Below are 19,011 nucleotides of genomic sequence, written 5' to 3'. Positions count from 1 at the left end.
GGCCGGCGCATTGGCACCGGCCCGTGATGCGATTACTCGCCGATGGTCAGCAGCGAAGCGTTGCCGCCGGCCGCCGTGGTGTTGATGGTGAGTGTGCGCTCGCCGGCGAAACGCAGCAGGTAGTGCGGGCCGCCTGCCTTCGGGCCGGTGCCCGACAGCGCCTCGCCGCCGAACGGCTGCACGCCGACCACCGCGCCGATCTGGTTGCGGTTGACGTAGCAGTTGCCCACGCGCGCGTGGCTCTGGATGTAGTCCACGGTGTCGTTGATGCGGCTGTGGATGCCGAGCGTGAGGCCGTAGCCCGTGGCGTTGATCGCCTCGACCACCTTGGGCAGTTCGTCCGCCTTCCAGCGGATCACGTGCAGCACCGGACCGAAGATTTCGCGGGTCAGCGTCGACAGGCCCGGGATCTCGTAGGCGCGCGGCGCGAAGAAGGTGCCGTTGCCGGTGTTGGCGGCGTCGAGCGTCACTTCGCCGATCTTCTTCGCTTCCTTGTCCATGCGCGCGGCATGGTCGACCAGGATCTTCTTGGCATCCTCGTCGATCACCGGGCCCACGTCGGTGGAGAGCTGGCCCGGATCGCCAACCTTCAGCTCGGCCATGGCGCCGGCGAGCATCTCGCACACCTTGTCGGCGATGTCTTCCTGCACGAACAGCACGCGCGCGGCCGAGCAACGCTGGCCGGCGGACTGGAAGGCGGAGGCGACCACGTCCTTGACGATCTGCTCGGGCAGCGCGGAGGAGTCGGCGATCATCGCGTTCTGGCCGCCGGTCTCGGCGATCAGTGCGGCGATCGGCGCGTTGCGCGCCGCGAGAGCGCGGTTGATCGCCCACGCGGTCTCGGTGGATCCGGTGAAGGCGACGCCCGCGACGCGCGGATCCTTGGTGAGTGCGGCACCGACCGTGGCGCCGTCACCCGGCAGGTACTGCAGCACCTCGGCCGGCACGCCGGCTTCGTGCAGCAGCTTCACCGCGGCGTAGCCGATCAGGCTGGTCTGCTCGGCCGGCTTGGCGATCACGGCGTTGCCGGCGGCGAGCGCGGCACTGACCTGTCCCAGGAAGATCGCCAGCGGGAAGTTCCACGGGCTGATGCAGACGAACACGCCGCGGCCGTTCAAGAACAGCTGGTTGCTCTCGCCGGTGGGGCCGGGCAGCTGTTCCGGATGGCCGAACAGGCGGCGCGCCATGGTGGCGTAGTAGCGCAGGAAGTCGGCGGCCTCGCGGATCTCGGCGATCGAGTCCGGCAGGCTCTTGCCCGCTTCACGCACGCACAGCGCGATGAACTCGCCGCGGCGTGCTTCCAGCAGTTCCGCCGCATGCTCGAGGATCGCGGCGCGGCTGGCGGCCGGCAGGCGATCCCAGTTGTGCTGTGCGGCGACGGCGTTGGCCAGGGCCTTCTCCACGGTGGCGCTGTCGGCGGCGACATAGCTGCCCACCGACTGGCGGCGATCCGCCGGATTGGTTACCGCCACGGTGGCGCCCGTGCTCTTGGCGCCCGGCACCAGCGGCTCGGCGGTCCACGGACCCGACTTGGCTTGCACAGCCTCGGCGAGGGCCTTCAGTTCATTGTCGTTGGAGAAGTTGACGCCCATGGAATTCTTCCGCAGTTCACCGTAGAGATTCACCGGCAGCGGGATGCGCGGGTGAGGGATGGAGGCAAAGGCGCGCACGGTCTCGCACGGATCGGCGACCAGTTCGCGCACCGGCAGTGTTTCGTCGACCACGCGGTTGACGAAGCTGGTGTTGGCACCGTTCTCGAGCAGGCGGCGCACCAGGTAGGGCAGCAGGTCTTCATGCGTACCCACCGGCGCGTACACGCGGCACGGCACGTTGAGGTTCTGCTTGCCGATCACTTCGGCGTAGAGATCGGTGCCCATGCCGTGCAGGCGCTGGTACTCATACGGACGGCCCTGCGCCAGGTGATGCACGGCGGCGATGGTGTGCGCGTTGTGCGTGGCGAACTGCGGGTAGATCAGCTCCACGCCGGCATCGAACAGCTTGCGCGCGCAGGCGAGATAGGACACGTCGGTGTTCGGCTTGCGCGTGTACACCGGATAGCCGGCGAGGCCGTTCTCCTGGGCGCGCTTCACTTCGGCATCCCAGTAGGCGCCCTTCACCAGGCGCACGTACCAGCGGCGGCCGGTGGCGCGCGCGGTTTCGATCAGCCAGTCGATCACGAACGGCGTGCGCTTGGAGTATGCCTGCACCACGATGCCCAGGCCGTTCCAGCCTTCCAGCGAGGGATGCGCGAACACGTCGCCGATGATGTCGAGCGAGAGTTCGAGACGGTCCGCTTCTTCCGCGTCGACGGAGAGCGCGATGCCCTGCTTCATCGCCAGCTGCGACAGCTCCAGCAGCTTGGCGGTGAGATCGCGGCGGGCGATCTCGCGCTTGGCCACTTCGTAACGCGGGTGCAGCGCCGAGAGCTTCACCGAGATCGACGGCGCATCGGTGTGGTTGGCGAACGGGCCGCGTGAACCGATCGAAGCGATCGCGTTGCGGTAATCCTGCTGGTAGCGCTCGGCGGTTTCGCTGGTGAGTGCCGATTCGCCCAGCATGTCGTAGGAATAGCGATACACCGCGTATTCCTTCTGCGCGCAGCGGTCCAGCGCGTCGCCGATGGTCTGACCCATCACGAACTGGTGGCCCATGATGCGCATGGCCTGGCGCACCGCGAGGCGGATCGCCGGCTCGCCCGCGCGGCCGACCAGGCGGCGCAGCGCGCCGGTGAAGTCGTGGCGGGTTTCCTCCGACAGCGTCACCAGCTTGCCGGTGAGCATCAGGCCCCAGGTCGACACGTTGACGAACAGCGACTCGCTCTGGCCGAGATGCTTCTTCCAGTTGGCATCGCCCAGCTTGTCGCGGATCAGCTTGTCCGCGGTGCTCTTGTCGGGGATGCGCAGCAGCGCTTCGGCCACGCACATCAGCAGCACGCCTTCTTCCGACGACAGGTCGTACTGGCGCATGAAGGACTCGACCGCGCTCTGGTCCTTGGCGCGGGCGCGCACGCGGGTCACCAGGTCGGCGGCGAGGTCGATGACCTTTTCGCGTTCGACGGGCGGCAGCGTGGCTTGCGCCAGCAGGTCGTTGACCGCTTCGGTCTCGTCGCGCAGCCAGTTGGCCGTGATGCGCGCACGCGCCGGTTCGACGCCGGTCGGGAGTTCGGGGCTGAGAATGGGCTGGGTCACAGAGGTGTAGCCGAAAGGACAGGTGGGGAATCGCGGAATTGTACGCGCGGGGTAGGGCGCACGCACCCGTATGGGGTGTTGCGGTGCGGCAGGCGCCGTCGCCGGTCGCTACATATATATGTGCGAGGCCGGCCGGCCCCAGTGGCGGTTCAAGACGATCGATTGGCCGAGCGGATCGGGCGAACCGTCGCCGTCGTCGGCTCGCGGTCGCGGCGGACCGTGGCAAACGGTCGCACCCCTGCGTCAAGCGTCAGGCATGCTCACGGTGTCGTCGTTTCCGCGCGTCCCAAACCCATGGCGCGCAAAAGAATCGGCGCAGCGTGCGTGTTTCCCGCGTTGTGCGACCTGTGCACGCACCTATTCATGCGCGCTTCAAATCAAGGGGGTGCGGCATTCTTGCCCATCGACACCGTCGCGGCCTATCATGCCCGGGTTCCAGGCACGCCGGGTTCTCATGATCGTGCTTCGACCAGCTGCTGCCGGCTTGCCGTGCGCGACCATGTGGCTCAAGCCCAATCGTGCCCTCAGCCGTCGCGACCTGCGTCGATTGATCGGAGTTCTGGCGGCGCTGGCACTGACGACGGCCGTGCTGGGGGCGTGGCAGGGGAATGTCTTCGCTCCGCTGTTTGCGTTGGTCGAGTCTTCCGCGGTGGCTATCGCCCTTGGCGTGGCCTGGCGGGCCGGCGACCGCAGCGAGCGCATCACCCTCGACGAATCGTCGCTGGAGGTGCAATCCCTGCCAGGTCGGCGCAGTGCGCGCTTTCAGACGTATTGGGTGCGCGTGCAGCTGCAGGCCAGTCAAGGAAGGGATCGTCTATTGCTGACGTCGCACGGTAAGGAGCTGGAAATCGGGGCGTTTCTCGGTGAAGAGGAGCGCGCCGAGCTGTCAAGGAAACTCAAGGTGTTGCTGGCGGAGCTCAACCAAAAGCAGCGCAAGTAGGTTCAACAAAGGTGCAAGACATGACATCTGGCGGCATCAGGCCTGGCAGTATCAAGCGAGCAGTCGCGGCATGCGCGCTCTTCGCTCTCGCAATGTTCGGCGGCGCGGCATTCGCCAATCCGCAGCCAGGACAGTTGAACATGACGCGCGGCGTGACCGAGTGGTCGCCCGAGGCGTACTTCCTCAACAACGTCGCCCTGGGCGTCTGCGTCGTCATCGGCATCCTGGTGTTCGGCGCGATGTTCATCGCCATGTTCCGCTTCCGCAAATCGCGTGGCGCGGTGGCCGAGAAGTGGTCGCACAACACGCTGCTCGAGATCGTGTGGACCACCATTCCGGTGATCATCCTCATCGTGCTGGCCTATCTCGCCACGGGCGGCCTGCGCACCTTCGCCGATACCACCGGCTCGGAGATGACCGTGAAGGTCACCGGCTACCAGTGGAAGTGGCGTTACGACTACGTCGACTACAAGGGCAAGGCGATCGAGAAGGTCGGCTTCATGTCCAAGCTCGACCACGAGAGCGACGAGACCCGCCAGCTCAATTCGGGCCTTGACCCGCGCGCCGTGCAGGTCGACGGTTACAACACCTACCTGATCAACGTGGACAAGCCGCTGGTGGTACCGGTCGGCACCAAGATCCGTTTCGTGATCACCGCGGGCGACGTGATCCACTCCTGGTGGGTGCCGGCGCTGGGCTGGAAGATCGATGCCATCCCGGGCATCGTCAACGCCGCCTGGACCAACATCAAGGAGCCGGGTGAGTACCGCGGCCAGTGCGCCGAGCTGTGCGGCCAGGACCACGGCTTCATGCCGATCGTGGTCAAGGCGTTGCCGAAGGCCGAGTTCGAGAAGTGGTTGGCTGACCAGGAGGCGCAGGCGAAGCAGCCGGCGCCGGCTGCGGCTTCCACCGCCGCAGCACCTGCCACGGCCCAGGCCACCGACGCACCCGTTTCGCAGGGCCATCAGGGCTGATTACTCAGCTCGTCCAAACGTTTCCGCTTTAAGGTAGAGGTGTAAGGTTATGGCCCACGACGCCACCCACGATCACCACGACGATCATCACGGTGCGCCGAGCAACTTCTTCGTGCGTTGGTGCATGTCCACCAACCACAAGGACATCGGCACGCTGTACCTGGTGTTCTCGCTGCTGATGTTCTTCATCGGCGGCAGCTTCGCGATGGTCATTCGCGCGGAGTTGTTCAAGCCCGGCCTGCAGCTGGTGCAGCCGTACTTCTTCAACGAAATGACCACGATGCATGCGCTGGTCATGATCTTCGGCGCCGTGATGCCGGCCTTCGTGGGCCTGGGCAACTGGATGATCCCGCTGATGATCGGTGCGCCGGACATGGCGTTGCCGCGCATGAACAACCTGTCGTTCTGGATCCTGCCGTTCGCCTTCGCGCTGCTGCTGTCCACGCTGTTCCTGCCCGGCGGTGGCCCGGCCGGTGGCTGGACGATGTACCCGCCGCTGTCGCTGCAGGGTGACTCGGTGGCCTACCTGGTGTTCGCCGTCCACTTGATGGGTATCAGCTCCATCATGGGCGCGATCAACATCATCGTGACCATCCTCAACATGCGCGCGCCGGGCATGGATCTCTTGAAGATGCCGGTGTTCGTGTGGAGCTGGCTGATCACGGCGTTCCTGCTGATCGCGGTGATGCCGGTGCTGGCGGGTGCAGTGACCATGCTGCTCACCGACAAGTACTTCGGCACCAGCTTCTTCAATGCGGCTGGCGGTGGCGACCCGGTGCTGTTCCAGCACATCTTCTGGTTCTTCGGCCACCCCGAGGTCTACATCATGATCCTGCCGGCCTTTGGCCTGGTGTCCGAGATCATCCCGACCTTCGCGCGCAAGCCGATCTTTGGTTACAAGGCGATGGTGTTCGCGATCGCGTCGATCGCCTTCCTGTCGTTCATCGTGTGGGCGCACCACATGTTCGCCACGGGCATGCCGGTCACCGGCCAGCTCTTCTTCATGTACGCGACGATGCTGATCGCGGTGCCGACGGGCGTGAAGGTGTTCAACTGGGTCAGCACGATGTGGCGCGGCTCGATGACGTTCGAAACGCCGATGCTGTTCGCCATCGCGTTCGTCATCCTGTTCACCATCGGCGGCTTCTCCGGCCTGATGCTGGCGCTGGCTCCGGCCGACTTCCAGTACCACGACTCGTACTTCGTGGTGGCTCACTTCCACTACGTGCTAGTGACCGGTGCGGTGTTCGCGATCATCGGCGGCACCTACTACTGGCTGCCGAAGTGGACCGGTCACATGTACAGCGAGTTCTGGGGCAAGGTGCACTTCTGGAACAGCGTGGTGTGGGTGAACGTGTTGTTCTTCCCGCAGCACTTCCTGGGCCTGGCCGGTATGCCGCGCCGCATCCCGGACTACAACGTGGCGTTCGCCAACTTCAACATGATCAGCTCGATCGGCGGCTTCCTGTTTGGCGCCTCGCAGCTGATCTTCGTGGGCGTGATCATCCACGCGGTGTGGTTCTCGAAGAAGAAGGCGCCGGACCGCGTGTGGGAAGGTGCCAAGGGCCTGGAATGGACCGTGCCTTCGCCGGCGCCGTTCCATACCTTCGAGCTGCCGCCGGTGATCCACGACGAAGAACTGGCCCACGGCCACGTCGAAGATTGATGCCATGTTCAACCGCTCCGGTCTCGTGCCGGAGCGTGTGGAAGCGAGTCGGATGAAGCAGTCGAAGGCAATGATCGAAAAGATGCGCAAGAAGGGTGTGCGACGCACCGTCACGGTGTTCGGCGCCATCGCCATCGCGATCTTTCTGCTGTCGTTGCTGCAGGGACTGAAGTACTCCTGACGCGTTTTCGTCGCAGTATCCGTCCGTGAGCCGATGATCAGGCATGCGGGTTGTAGCTCCCGGAAAACCGGGAGTGGAAGCAAACAGAGATATCCACGGGGTCGCACCATGGGTCAGCAGCAAGGCGCTTATTTCGTACCGACCAAGAGCTATTGGCCCATCGTGGCCGCGGTCGTCATGTTCGTCACCGTGTTCGGTGCCGCGCACTGGCTCAACGCGCCTCCGGGCGAGGCGAGCTTCGGTAAGACCGTGATCACCGTCGGCTTCGTCGGCATCCTGCTGATGTTCTTCGGCTGGTTCCGCTCGGTGATCCGCGAATCGCTCGCGGGCAGCTACAACAGCCAGGTGGACCGCTCGTTCCGCATGGGCATGATGTGGTTCATCTTCTCCGAGGTGATGTTCTTCGCGGCGTTCTTCGGCGCCCTGTTCTACGCCCGCATGTACGCGGTGCCGTGGCTCGGTGGCGAAGGCCATGGCCTGCTGACCCACCAGTTCCTGTGGAGCGATTACTCCGCTTCGTGGGGCTCGGCCGGCGGCGGTGGTCCGGAGCACATCGGCGGCGATTTCCAGACGGTTGCCCCGTGGGGCCTGCCGCTGCTCAACACGCTGATCCTGCTCACCTCGAGCGTGACCGTCACCATCGCGCACCACGCGCTGAAGGCCGGCCATCGCGGCAAGATCCTGGTGTTCCTGGCGCTCACCGTGCTGCTCGGCGCGACGTTCCTGTACTTCCAGGCGCACGAGTACATGGAAGCCTACAAGGAGCTCAACCTGACGCTGCAGAGCGGCGTGTACGGTTCGACCTTCTTCATGCTCACCGGCTTCCACGGCATGCACGTGACGCTGGGCACGATCATGCTGGCGATCATCTGGCTGCGCGTGGCCAAGGGCCACTTCAGCAAGGACCACCACTTCGCCTTCGAAGCCGTGGCCTGGTACTGGCACTTCGTCGACGTGGTGTGGCTCGGCCTCTTCATGTTCGTCTACATCCTCTGAGGCGCTCGCGCGTCGCAGCAAAAAGCCCGCCGAAAGGCGGGTTTTTTTGTGCCGTTACTTTGTAGGAGCGCACCCAGTGCGCGACCGCAGACTGTCATTCTGCCTCTGGTGTTCGAGACAGGCCGATCGCGCACTGGGTGCGCTCCTACAGAAGAGCGATGAGGGCCGTCCAAAACAAAGGCCCGCCAATGGCGGGCCTTCGCTCAAACCGGTTGTCGCAACTGGGGCGCCGAACGCCCCATAACGCTACAATTACTGGCCCACGCCGTGCGGGTGCAGCCAGCCCATCCAGATGCCGAGCACGACCATCAGGATGAGCAGGACGGACAAACCGATGCGGCGGGTCAACGCCCATACCGTGCGCTTGCTGCCGTCCTTGTCGGTCATCATGAAGAACAGGGCCTGACCAAGGTTGAACAGCACCACCAGCAGCAGGATCACCAGCGCATATTTGTAGATGGTTTCCACGTGATTGGTCCGAACGTTTTTGACATCCGCAGTATAGCGGCCGTGCGTGGTGCCACTGCGTGAAGTGGTTGCGCCGTCCGTCGTGGTTCGCCTTGCTGCTGACGGCGGCAGGTGCCTTGCTGTTCATACGCTTGGGCGTGTGGCAGTTGCATCGCGCGAACGAAAAGGAAGAAATTCTGCGACGGTATGCCGCAGCGGAAAACGCTGCGCCACGCGATTTTTCCGCGGTGGCCGCAAAGCCCCCCATCGATGCGTTTGCGCGCGTGAGCGTGCAGGGCGAGTACGTGCCCGATCGCCTGTATCTCCTGGACAACCCCAAGCACGACCAGCGCGGCGGTGCGGAAGTCTATGCGCCTTTCCGTCCGCAGCACGCCGATCGCTTGCTGCTGGTGGATCTGGGTTTCCTGCCCGGCAATGGCACGGATCAGCCCCCTCAGCTGCCTCCGCTTCCCACAGGCAAACAGGTGCTGCAGGGCTTGTATGTACCCGCGCCCGGTGTCGGTTTCGAGATGGGCGGCAACGCCCTGGCGCGCCAGGCACGTTGGCCCAAGACCACCGTCTATCTCGAACTGCCACAAGTGGCCGCCGACCTCGGCGCCACGCTTTACCCGCAAGTGCTGGCGCTGGACGCCGACCCCGCGTCGATCTATGTGCGCGAACACACCATCGATTTCTCCTCGATGCCGCCCGCCCGACATCGGGCCTATGCGTTCCAGTGGTTCACCTTCGCCGTGGCGGCGGTGGTGATCCTGCTGGTGCTGCATCGTCGCCGCCCCTCCAAACCGTTGGACAGGTCATGAACCCACCCGATCAGCGCGCGATGCGCGCGAGCCGTCTGAAACTGCTGTTGATCATGCTGGTGTTCGCCGCACCGATCATTGCCGCCGGTGTGCTTACCGCGGTGGGCTGGCAGCCGGGCGGCAAGGCCAATGGCCTGCCGATCACGCCGCAGCGCAATTTTGCAAACGAACAGCTCCAGGTGATCCTGGCCGACGGCAAACCGTGGGCATGGCGCGCAAGCGAGCCGCAGTTGACCCTGGTGGCCGTCGCGGGTCCTGGTTGCGCGTCCCACTGCGTGGACACGCTGACCAAGATCGCCGCCGCGCGCATCACCTTGAATCGCAATGCCACGCGCCTGCGCCTGCTTTACGTGGGTGTACCTCCGGCAGATGCGGCGACCAACGGCATGGCCAACTATTGGCAGGTGGGTCAGGACAGCAAGGACGCGCTTGCTGCGTTTCGCCCGTCGGAGCCCGACAGCGTGAGCGCGTTGCTGGTCGAGTCCGATGGCACGGCGCTGTCGCTGTATCCCGCCGGTTTCGATCCTTCCGGTCTGCGCAAGGATCTGCAGAAGGTGATTCGCTGATGACCGCCCGTTCCTCACGAGTGCTGCGCGGACTTGCGCTGCTCGCTGCGGTGTTCGCCTTTGGCGTGGTGATGTTTGGCGCCTTCGTGCGGCTGTCCAACGCGGGCCTGTCGTGTCCCGATTGGCCGACGTGCTACGGCCGTGCCACCTGGCCCGAACAGCAGCACGAGATCGCGCAGGCCAACCAGGCGTTTCCTGATCGCCCGTACGAAACGCACAAGGCCTGGCGCGAACAGGTGCACCGCTTTCTCGCCGGCACGCTGGGCACGCTGGTGTTCGTCCTGGCGCTGGTTGCGAGCTGGCGTGATCGCTGGGCGCGCCATGCCGTGATCGTCGGCGCGATCTGCGCGGCGATCGGCGTGGGCATGTACATACGAGGCGAGCATCACTGGTCGTTGCTGCTGTCGATCGTGGCGATCGGCCTGCCGATGATCGCGGCGATCAGGCTGCACCGTCCTGGTGCGTGGCGCATCAGTGTGCTGGTGCTGGCGGTGGTGGTGTTCCAGGCCATGCTCGGCATGTGGACGGTGACGTTGCTGCTCAAGCCCATCGTGGTGATGGGACACCTGATGGGCGGCATCACCACGTTCGCGCTGCTGGCCTATGCAGCGCTGCGATTTGCCGGCGTCGGCGCGCAGGACGACAGTTATGCCGGCCTGCGCAAGGTCGTGGTGCTCGGCATCGTGTTGTTGCTCGCGCAGATCGCGCTGGGCGGCTGGACATCCTCCAACTATGCGGCGCTCGCCTGCGGCACGGACTTCCCCAAATGCCTCGGCCAATGGATGCCGCCGACCGATTTCCGCGAGGGCTTCGTGCTGTGGCGCGGCGTCGGTGTGAACTATGAAGGCGGCGTGCTCGACATGGCGGCACGCAGCGCGATCCAGATCGCGCATCGCTTCGGCGCGCTGGTGGTGTTCTGCTACCTCGCCTGGCTGTCTCACCGCGTGTCGCGTCGCGGCCTGCGTTCGCTGGGCCTGCTCATCGCGGTGGTACTGGTCACGCAGGTGCTATTGGGCATCAGCAACGTGCATTTCGGCCTGCCGCTGCCGGTGGCGACCATGCACAATGGTGTGGCGGCGCTGTTGCTGTTCACTTTGCTGGCGACACTGGCACGCACGCAGAAGCGTCACGACGACGCGATGTTCCTTTCCCTCGGGCACTGATGATGACGAGCCGTTTCCACGAATACATGGAGCTGACCAAGCCGCGCGTCGTCGCGCTGCTGGTGTTCTGCGCCATCATCGGCATGTTCCTCGCCGTGCCCGGCACCCCGCCGTGGCGCGCGCTGGTGTTCGGCACGCTGGGCATCTGGATGGCGTCGGGCTCGGCCGCCGCGTTCAATCACCTGATCGACCAGCGCATCGACAAGGTGATGGCGCGTACCGCGCATCGCCCGCTTGCAACGGGACATCTCAAGCCGCACCAGGTGCTCGTCTTCGCGTTGGCGCTCGGTGCGGTGTCGATGGTCATCCTCGCCGTGCTGGTAAATCCGCTCACCGCGCTGCTGACCTTTGGCGGCTTGATCGGTTATGCGGTGATCTACACGGCCTACCTCAAGCGCGCCACGCCGCAGAACATCGTGATCGGCGGCCTGGCCGGCGCGATTCCGCCGGTGCTCGGGTGGACGGCCGTCACCGGTTCGCTGCATCCGTTTGCGCTGCAGCTGTGCCTGATCATCTTCGTGTGGACGCCGCCGCACTTCTGGGCGCTGGCGATCTTCCGTCGCGATGATTACTCGCGCGCACAGGTACCGATGCTGCCGGTGACGCATGGCGTGGTGTTCACGCGCTGGCATGTGCTGTTCTACACGATCCTGCTGGTGCTGGTGACGCTGCTGCCCGCGCTGACGGGTTACAGCGGGATGGTCTATCTCGGTGGCGCGGCGGTGCTTGGCGTGGGGTTCCTGTACTACGCGATCCGTCTGTTGAATCCGCCGGATGAGTTCTTCGCGATGAAGGTGTTCAACTATTCCATCGTGTACCTGATGGCGCTGTTTGCGTTCCTGCTCGTCGACCATTGGGTGATGGAGCCGCTGATGCAGCACCAGGGGCTCGTGTTCGAACGCTCCATCTGAGCGGACGCGTTTTCTCCCTCTCCCCTCCGGGGAGAGGGTTGGGGTGAGGGGCCAACCTTGCCTCGCCGTTTGTCTGTGCCGTCCTTGTTCGGGCCCTTTTTAGCGATATTGCGACCTGGCTCGCCTGCGGCGGGCTTCCGCTGCCCTGCCGGGCAGCGGGTCACTTCTCTTTGCGTGGCCAAAGAGAAGTAACCAAGAGAAAGGCCACCCCGATGCCGCGCCTTCCGGGCTATCCCCCGGAAGGTCCGCGGGCGGGTTGCGGGGTTTGTCGACAGGACATCCTGTCCTGACGACAAACTCGCCGGCGTCCTGCCGGCCACCCTTCGGGCTGTTCCTCCACCCATAGGGGAGGGGAGGTCAAGAGCCAGGGCGCAGAGCGGGTTCTCTCCCTGTAGGAGCGCACCCAGTGCGCGACCGCGGCGTAGGGCATCACCTCTGCGGTCGCGCACAGGGTGTGCTCCCACAACGAACGGCGAACGCCACCTCCTCGAAGCGATGTGCCGCGCGGCGGCACGAGCCGTCACGGGTCCCCTGTGTGGCGGTGAGGGGCAGACGAGCAGGCCCCGCAGGGGTGCCCGACAAGGACGTCGGGCACTTTTCGTCCGGGCAGGAGCCCGGTCGAAAAGCCAGGCCGCCCCTCACGAACTGGCTGGGCGTAGCCCAGCCAGCGCCACGCGGGGTGCCGTTCTCTTTGGTTACTTTCTCTTGGGCAAGCAAGAGAAAGTGACCCGGGCCGCGGCAGCGGTCCGGAAAGCCCGCCGCAGGCGAGCACGCCGGCAGAAACGCTGAAAGTCGCCCGATTGCCGCTTTCGCAGCAATGACGATGAGGACCGAGGCGAAAGGCTTTCGCGCGCTGGGTGCGCCCCTACAAGGGGAGAGTGCATGCCGCGAACCGTGCACGCCACATAACGCCAACGTCACATCCAGCTCGACAAGTCTCGGCCCTAAACGCAACAACTTTCGCCACCAAATTCCACGTCACGGGGTTGACACTACCGCACCGCAGCAAGACAATTTGCGCGCCACCGGGCGCGGTTTCGCCCTCAGTGGCCTCTGTCCTATCAACCCAAGGCATATGGACGTTTACCCTAGTCGCAACGTCGACATCCGCGAGCATCGGGTGCCGGCATTGCATAACAAGCTGATCTGCTGCGGCGACCGCCTGCGGTCGGCTGGCGCTTTCCTCGACTAGGGAAGTCCGGCCCTCCTCTGATGGCGCCGTTGGCGCCGTTAACGAGGAGAAAGGGCCATGAAGCTCCTTCGCGATTTCTTCCGTCTGCGTACCGCTGTACGTTCGGTCTCGGGCCGTCGTGCAGACGCACGTTCCTGGACGATTACCGTCCCCGCTCCCCTGGACGAAACCCAGGCCCCGGCTGTGCTCGAATCGCAGCAGGCCAATGACGCGCAGGCCTACCAGGCCCGTCGCCGTGAACATGCGACTTCGCAAGCTCATCGTCATCTGCAGCTGGTATCCAGTCACTGATGAACGCTTTGTTGCGCCAGGCGATGCCGACCAAGGGCTGGCCCCCGCCAGTCTCGTGGCGTCGATTGCGACGAAGTCCGTAGCGCAGGTCTTGGCGTCACGCGCGGGATGACCCCGCCGGCTCGCTGGTCCGGCCCAGATGTCACCGATTTCACGGAAGCGAGTCATGTTGAAGCACTCCACCCAGACCGTCACCGGCAAGGCGGCCGTCAAGAGCGCCAACGCGCCGGTGCGCGTGGCCGTGGCGCAGGAAGCGTTCCGCCACAACGAAGCGCTTTATGCGGCGTTGGATACCAGCGCGGCTGGTCTGAATGAAGAACAGATTTCCGAGCGCCTCGATCGTGATGGCCTCAACGAGGTCTCGCACGAGAAGCCGCCGCACTGGTCGGTGCAGCTGCTGCGCGCGTTCAAGAACCCTTTCATCATCGTGCTGCTGGTGCTGGCCGTGGTGCAGCTGGCCACCGACGCCAGCGACATCACCGGTCCGATCATCATTGCGGTGATGGTCGGCATCAGCGTGCTGTTGAGCTTCACGCAGGAATACCGTTCCTCGCTTGCCGCCGAAAAGCTCAAGGCGATGGTGCGCAACACGGCCACGGTGACGCGTCGCGCGTCCGATGGCCACAGCGAGCGCATCGAAGTGCCGGTGGGCGAATTGGTGGCCGGCGACATCGTTCACCTCGCGGCAGGCGACATGGTGCCGGCGGACCTGCGATTGGTCTCCGCGAAAGACCTCTTCATCAGCCAGGCCATCCTCACGGGCGAATCGCTGCCGGTGGAGAAGTCCGCGCCCGCGCACAGCCATCGCGACGATGAGCTGGACGGCGGCGCGCACGGCGACAATCCGCTGGACCTGCCCACCGTCTGCTACATGGGCACCAACGTGGTGAGCGGCAGCGCCACTGCGGTCGTGGTGTCCACCGGTTCGCGTACCTACCTGGGCTCGCTCGCGCGCACCATCGTCGGCCAGCGCGTGCAGACCAGCTTCGACAAGGGCGTGAACAGCGTCAGCTGGCTGCTGATCCGCTTCATGGCGGTGATGGTGCCGATCGTTTTCCTGATCAACGGCCTGGACAAGCACGACTGGCTGCAGGCGTTCCTGTTCGCGCTGTCGGTGGCGGTGGGCCTCACGCCCGAGATGCTGCCGCTGATCGTGACGGCGAATCTCGCCAAGGGCGCGCTGGCGATGTCCAAGCGCAAGGTGGTGGTGAAGCGCCTCAACGCGATCCAGAACTTCGGCGCGATGGACGTGCTGTGCACCGACAAGACCGGCACGCTCACGCTGGACAAGATCGTGCTGGAGCGTCACCTCGATCTGTACGGCGAGGAGTCGGACGAAGCGCTGGAATACGGCTACCTCAACAGCCGCTTCCAGACGGGCCTGAAGAACCTGATGGACAAGGCGGTGTTGACGCATCGCGACCTGGAAGAGGTCGCGCAGCACTACCGTATCGTCGACGAGATTCCGTTCGACTTCCAGCGTCGTCGCATGTCGGTGGTGCTGGGCAATGGCGATGGCCACGAGCTGCTGGTGTGCAAGGGCGCCGTCGAAGAGATGCTGTCGATCTGCTCGTCCGCCAAGTCGGGCGACGACATCCTGCCGATGACCGACGAGCTGCGCGCCGACATCAAGGCGATGACGCGCGGCCTCAATGAAGACGGCTTGCGCGTGCTGGTGGTCGCCATCAAGCAGCAGCCGCCAGCGGGCCGCGCCTACGGTGTGGCGGACGAGAGCGGACTCACCGCGATCGGCTGCCTCGCGTTCCTCGATCCGCCGAAGGACAGCGCGGCCACCGCCATCGCCGCGCTGCATCACCATGGCGTCGAAGTGAAGGTGATCACCGGCGACAACGAGGCGGTGACGCGCAAGATCTGCCGTGAAGTGGGCCTGGACGTGGAGCACTCCGCGCAGGGCAAGCACATCGAGCCGTTGACCGACGATGAGCTGGACGCACTGGTCAGGCGCACCACCGTATTCGCCAAGATGTCGCCGCTGCAGAAGGCGCGCGTGGTGAAGTCGCTGCAGCGCCAGGGCCATACCGTGGGCTTCCTCGGCGACGGCATCAACGACGCGCCGGCGCTGCGCGAGGCCGACGTGGGCATCTCGGTGGATACCGCCACCGACATCGCCAAGGAGTCGGCGGACATCATCCTGCTCGAAAAGAACCTGATGGTGCTGGAAGAGGGCGTGATCGAAGGGCGCATCACCTTCGGCAACATCATCAAGTACATCAAGATGACCGCCAGCTCGAACTTCGGCAACATGTTCTCGGTGCTGGTGGCGAGCGCGTTCCTGCCGTTCCTGCCGATGCTGCCGCTGCAGATCCTGGTGCTGAACCTGCTGTACGACATCTCGCAGCTGTCGATCCCGTTCGACCGCATGGACGACGAGTACCTGCGCAAGCCGCGCAAGTGGGACGCCAGCGACATCGGCCGTTTCATGATGTGGATCGGACCGGTCAGCTCGATCTTCGACATCACCACGTTCCTGCTGCTGTGGTACCTGTTCGGCGCCAACTCGACGGAACATCAGTCGTTCTTCCAGTCGGGCTGGTTCATCGAGAGTTTGCTCACGCAGACCCTGATCGTGCACATGATCCGCACGCGCAGGATTCCGTTCCTGCAGAGCTTCGCCTCCGCCCCGGTGCTGGCGCTCACCACCGCCATCATCGTCATCGGCATGCTGGTGCCGTATACCGGGCTCGGCGCGAAGATCGGCATGATGCCCCTGCCTGGCGTGTATTTCGGCTGGCTGGCGGCGACGGTGCTCACGTACTGCGTGCTCACGCAGCTGATGAAACTGATCTACATCCGGCGCTACGGTCGCTGGTTGTGAGGTGACGATGCGACGAACGCCCGCGCGGTCGTCGCATCCTTTGCACGCGTGATCCTGGCGCGAAGGCGGCGCATGGGCGCTGTTTGCCCGCGTCCCTGGGTGCGTCACGACAAGCCTTCATGTATGCGGATTCGTTGCCAGGGGCCGTCGGCAGGCATAGTCCGCACGTCATCCGTCCTACGCCGGAAGGACGCACCGCAACGTCAATCGCGCCTCTATCCAACGGATCGCCGACCAGGCCATCCATCCGTCCAAAGACTCCCGCAAGGGAGTGCGTGGATGCTTCGCATCACGTTCCTGCCAGGGAGGTCCCGCCCATGAAAGGCACCTTCGCATTGCTCGACATCGCCGGTTATGTCGCCTTGCTGCTGTGGGGTACGCATATGGTCACCAGCGGCGTGCTGCGCGGCTATGGCAGTGCGCTGCGCCGCTGGATGGGCCGCTACCTGGGCCATCGCTCCGCCGCGCTGGGTTTTGGCGTGTGCGTTACCGCCATCCTGCAGAGCAGTACCGCGACCGGGCTGATGGCGACCTCGTTCGCCGCGAGCGGCTTTCTCGGCCTGGCACCGGGGTTGTCCGTGATGCTTGGCGCCAACGTGGGTACGACGCTGATCGTGCAGGTGATGTCGTTCGACATTTCCATCGTGGCGCCGGTGCTGATCCTGATCGGCTTCACCGTCCATCGCCGCACCGACGACGTGAGCTACGAGAACCTGGGCCGGGTATCGATCGGCCTGGGACTGATGCTGCTGGCACTGCACCTGCTGGTGGGCGCGATGGCGCCGGTCGAGAACGCGCAGGTCTTGCGCGCGATCCTGCAGAGCCTGGCCAGTGAACCGGTGCTGGCGATGCTGGTGGCGGCGCTACTCACCTGGGCATGCCATTCCAGCGTGGCCGTCGTGCTGTTGATCTTGTCGCTGGCCAATGCGGGCGTGGTCAATGCGCCGGGAGCGCTGGCCCTGGTGCTGGGGGCCAACCTCGGCAGCACGATTCCCGCGCTGATGGAGGCGCATACGCCGGTGGCGCGACGCCTGCCGATGGGCAACCTGCTCGTGCGCGCGTTCGGCTGCGTCGTGTGCCTGCCACTGTTGCCGTGGCTGGCGCATGTGCTGGCGCCGCTGGGCGATACCGCCGCACGCATCGTGGTGAACTTCCATACCGCGTTCAATCTCGCGCTGGCGCTGGTGTTCATCGGGCCGGTCGATGGCCTGGCGCGCTTGCTGGTCCGCTTGCTGCCCGAACCTCCCAAGCCCAACGATCCCGGCGTGCCGATGTATCTGGATGAAGGCGCGCTGGATTCGGCCAACGTGGCGCTGGCCAATGCCGTGCGCGAATCGATGCGCATGGCCGACATGGTGGAAGCCATGCTGCAGGGTCTGGTCAAGGTGTTCGGCAAGGACGATCGCGCGAGCGCGGCGGCAATCGGTCGTGCCGACCAGTGGCTGGACCGGCTGGGCGTCGCCATTCGCGACTATCTCGCCGACCTTGGCGGTGAAGCACTCAATGAGGAAGACGGCGAACGCAGTCAGGAGATCCTCGCGTTCGTGATCAACCTGGAGCATATCGGCGACATCACCGCCAACAACCTGATGGAATTCGCCGCGAAGAAGGCCCAGGCCGGGCAGGACTTCACCGCCGAAGACATCCAGGACCTCGCCGCGATGCACGCGCAGGTCATGGAGAGCCTGCGACTGGGGCTGACGGTTTTCCTGCGTGGCGACCTGCGCGCGGCGCAGCAGCTCGTCGCGCGCAAGGAAGTGCTGTGGCGGCTGGAGAACGACGCCTCCGAGCGGCACATCAAGGCGCTGCGCGAGCGACGCGATGGCGGCGGTGGCGCGGATATCTACCTGCGCATCCTGCGCGACCTCAAGCGCATCCACTCGCACCTGGCGGCGCTGGCTTATCTTCCGCTCGAACGCGCTGGCATGTTGCAGGATCGCCTAGTGCGCGAACCTGCGCCGACCTGAGCGGGGAAACTGCGAGTGGCGAATGGCTGGCGCGATGCATCAACCCAGCCATGGCATGCGGGACTCAGCGTGGCCCCGTCTCGCAGGCCACCCGGCGCCTGTGCCGCCACCACAGCAGCAGCACCACCAGCACGACCAGTCCGCCGAACAGCCACAGGCCGTTCTGCCCGCGACGGATCCACATCGCCAGCCACTCGTGGTTGTTGGCACCGAAGTAGCCGAGGTAGACCCAGATCGGCACGCTGATCAGCGCGGCGCTGCCATCGAGCAGGAAGAAACGCAGGAACGACACGCGATGCGTGGAGCCGGCCGTGATGAATACCGCCGTGCGCATGCCCGGCAGGAAGCGTGCGATGAACATGAGCCGGTTGCCGTAGCGCTCGAACTTTTCCTGCACCTTGGCATAGCGCTCGGGCGTGAGCACACGGGCCACGAGTCGCCACTGGCGAATGCGCGCGCCGTAGTGGTGCCCCAGCAGGAACATGCCCGCGTCGCCGACCAGCACGCCCGCCATCCCGACGCCGAACATGACATGCACGTTGCCGTAGCCGAGGCCGGTGATGACACCGCCGGCGACCAGGGTGATGTCTTCCGGCAAGGGGGCGCCCGCGCCGCACAGCAACAACGCGATGAACACCGCGAGGTAGCCGTTTTCGGCGAACAGGGTCACCAGTCGTTCAAGCAGTTCCATCTACATCCATGCCCGGGCAAGCACCCATGCCTACAAGTAAGGTCCGATGATCCCATAGGAGGGCGTCAGCACGCTTGCGGCAGCGCACGGACGCTTTGTTCCACCCCGTGGAGGGCATCGGGTGCACATCTTGCGGTCAGGCAAGTTAGAAGGCTGTTCTTTGGGATGCGGGTGGCCGCAT

At 65.0% G+C, this 19,011-nt stretch carries 15 protein-coding genes; 12 read left to right on the top strand and 3 right to left on the bottom strand.

Annotated elements, in window-relative coordinates; all coding sequences use genetic code 11:
- Positions 1 to 32 precede the first annotated feature (32 nt).
- A complete protein-coding gene (gene putA, locus CA260_RS18640) occupies positions 33 to 3,188 on the bottom strand; it encodes a bifunctional proline dehydrogenase/L-glutamate gamma-semialdehyde dehydrogenase PutA (protein WP_111984572.1) in 3,156 nt (1,051 codons plus the stop codon).
- Between the two features lie 499 nt (positions 3,189 to 3,687).
- Here putA and CA260_RS18635 point away from each other — a divergent pair, with 499 nt between their 5' ends.
- The 5 genes from CA260_RS18635 (at position 3,688) to CA260_RS18620 (ending at position 7,945) form a co-directional block, all read left to right on the top strand.
- Entirely contained in the window at positions 3,688 to 4,128 is a 441-nt protein-coding gene (locus tag CA260_RS18635) for a DUF2244 domain-containing protein (protein WP_111984687.1), read from the top strand.
- 20 nt (positions 4,129 to 4,148) lie between these two features.
- The gene (gene coxB / locus CA260_RS18630) at positions 4,149 to 5,102 is read left to right on the top strand and encodes a cytochrome c oxidase subunit II (protein ID WP_111984571.1); all 954 of its coding nucleotides are present in this window, start codon (positions 4,149 to 4,151) and stop codon (positions 5,100 to 5,102) included.
- 49 nt (positions 5,103 to 5,151) lie between these two features.
- Positions 5,152 to 6,768 (top strand): cytochrome c oxidase subunit I, encoded by a 1,617-nt coding sequence (ctaD, locus tag CA260_RS18625; RefSeq protein WP_111984570.1) that lies wholly within the window; start codon positions 5,152 to 5,154, stop codon positions 6,766 to 6,768.
- A 4-nt stretch (positions 6,769 to 6,772) separates the two neighbouring features.
- Complete coding sequence (locus CA260_RS21215; RefSeq protein ID WP_172461909.1) at positions 6,773 to 6,949, top strand: hypothetical protein; 177 nt, start codon at positions 6,773 to 6,775, stop codon at positions 6,947 to 6,949.
- A gap of 108 nt (positions 6,950 to 7,057) precedes the next feature.
- The gene (locus CA260_RS18620) at positions 7,058 to 7,945 is read left to right on the top strand and encodes a cytochrome c oxidase subunit 3 (RefSeq protein ID WP_111984569.1); all 888 of its coding nucleotides are present in this window, start codon (positions 7,058 to 7,060) and stop codon (positions 7,943 to 7,945) included.
- 252 nt (positions 7,946 to 8,197) lie between these two features.
- Here CA260_RS18620 and CA260_RS18615 read toward each other — a convergent pair whose 3' ends face one another.
- Positions 8,198 to 8,413: a twin transmembrane helix small protein gene (locus CA260_RS18615; protein ID WP_038621797.1), complete on the bottom strand. Its 216-nt coding sequence runs from the start codon at positions 8,411 to 8,413 to the stop codon at positions 8,198 to 8,200.
- Between the two features lie 59 nt (positions 8,414 to 8,472).
- Between CA260_RS18615 and CA260_RS18610 the strand changes: the two genes are divergently transcribed.
- From CA260_RS18610 to CA260_RS18580, 7 genes are all read left to right on the top strand, one after another.
- Positions 8,473 to 9,213, top strand: coding sequence for an SURF1 family protein (locus CA260_RS18610; protein ID WP_111984568.1), 741 nt, complete (start codon positions 8,473 to 8,475; stop codon positions 9,211 to 9,213).
- Complete coding sequence (locus CA260_RS18605) at positions 9,210 to 9,779, top strand: hypothetical protein (RefSeq protein ID WP_111984567.1); 570 nt, start codon at positions 9,210 to 9,212, stop codon at positions 9,777 to 9,779. The genes CA260_RS18610 and CA260_RS18605 overlap by 4 nt, the downstream gene beginning before the upstream one ends.
- Positions 9,779 to 10,942, top strand: coding sequence for a COX15/CtaA family protein (locus CA260_RS18600; RefSeq protein ID WP_111984566.1), 1,164 nt, complete (start codon positions 9,779 to 9,781; stop codon positions 10,940 to 10,942). The genes CA260_RS18605 and CA260_RS18600 overlap by 1 nt, the downstream gene beginning before the upstream one ends.
- Positions 10,943 to 10,944: 2 nt before the next feature.
- Entirely contained in the window at positions 10,945 to 11,853 is a 909-nt protein-coding gene (gene cyoE / locus CA260_RS18595; RefSeq protein ID WP_111984565.1) for a heme o synthase, read from the top strand.
- Positions 11,854 to 13,102: 1,249 nt separating this feature from the next.
- Positions 13,103 to 13,336 (top strand): hypothetical protein, encoded by a 234-nt coding sequence (locus tag CA260_RS21005; protein ID WP_146745383.1) that lies wholly within the window; start codon positions 13,103 to 13,105, stop codon positions 13,334 to 13,336.
- A 166-nt stretch (positions 13,337 to 13,502) separates the two neighbouring features.
- Positions 13,503 to 16,172, top strand: coding sequence for a magnesium-translocating P-type ATPase (mgtA, locus tag CA260_RS18585; RefSeq protein ID WP_111984563.1), 2,670 nt, complete (start codon positions 13,503 to 13,505; stop codon positions 16,170 to 16,172).
- Between the two features lie 317 nt (positions 16,173 to 16,489).
- Positions 16,490 to 18,139 carry a Na/Pi cotransporter family protein gene (locus CA260_RS18580; protein WP_111984562.1) on the top strand — a complete coding sequence of 550 codons (1,650 nt, stop codon included), beginning with the start codon at positions 16,490 to 16,492 and terminating at the stop codon, positions 18,137 to 18,139.
- A 64-nt stretch (positions 18,140 to 18,203) separates the two neighbouring features.
- Here the strand turns inward: CA260_RS18580 and CA260_RS18575 are convergent, their stop codons facing one another.
- Positions 18,204 to 18,830: a DedA family protein gene (locus CA260_RS18575; protein WP_111984561.1), complete on the bottom strand. Its 627-nt coding sequence runs from the start codon at positions 18,828 to 18,830 to the stop codon at positions 18,204 to 18,206.
- Between the last annotated feature and the right edge of the window lie 181 nt (positions 18,831 to 19,011).

Source organism: Dyella jiangningensis (genome assembly GCF_003264855.1).
Taxonomy (GTDB): Bacteria; Pseudomonadota; Gammaproteobacteria; order Xanthomonadales; family Rhodanobacteraceae; genus Dyella; species Dyella jiangningensis_C.
This window is presented reverse-complemented; position numbering and strand designations above follow the sequence as displayed.

Excerpts from the sequence above, each read along its gene's own strand:
- CA260_RS18635 (WP_111984687.1), top strand. The coding sequence starts at position 3,688 with ATGTGGCTCAAGCCCAATCGTGCCCTCAGCCGTCGCGACCTGCGTCGA.
- coxB (WP_111984571.1), top strand. The coding sequence starts at position 4,149 with ATGACATCTGGCGGCATCAGGCCTGGCAGTATCAAGCGAGCAGTCGCG.
- ctaD (WP_111984570.1), top strand. The coding sequence starts at position 5,152 with ATGGCCCACGACGCCACCCACGATCACCACGACGATCATCACGGTGCG.
- CA260_RS21215 (WP_172461909.1), top strand. The coding sequence starts at position 6,773 with ATGTTCAACCGCTCCGGTCTCGTGCCGGAGCGTGTGGAAGCGAGTCGG.
- CA260_RS18620 (WP_111984569.1), top strand. The coding sequence starts at position 7,058 with ATGGGTCAGCAGCAAGGCGCTTATTTCGTACCGACCAAGAGCTATTGG.
- CA260_RS18605 (WP_111984567.1), top strand. The coding sequence starts at position 9,210 with ATGAACCCACCCGATCAGCGCGCGATGCGCGCGAGCCGTCTGAAACTG.
- CA260_RS18600 (WP_111984566.1), top strand. The coding sequence starts at position 9,779 with ATGACCGCCCGTTCCTCACGAGTGCTGCGCGGACTTGCGCTGCTCGCT.
- cyoE (WP_111984565.1), top strand. The coding sequence starts at position 10,945 with ATGACGAGCCGTTTCCACGAATACATGGAGCTGACCAAGCCGCGCGTC.
- CA260_RS21005 (WP_146745383.1), top strand. The coding sequence starts at position 13,103 with ATGAAGCTCCTTCGCGATTTCTTCCGTCTGCGTACCGCTGTACGTTCG.
- mgtA (WP_111984563.1), top strand. The coding sequence starts at position 13,503 with ATGTTGAAGCACTCCACCCAGACCGTCACCGGCAAGGCGGCCGTCAAG.
- CA260_RS18580 (WP_111984562.1), top strand. The coding sequence starts at position 16,490 with ATGAAAGGCACCTTCGCATTGCTCGACATCGCCGGTTATGTCGCCTTG.
- CA260_RS18575 (WP_111984561.1), bottom strand. The coding sequence starts at position 18,830 with ATGGAACTGCTTGAACGACTGGTGACCCTGTTCGCCGAAAACGGCTAC.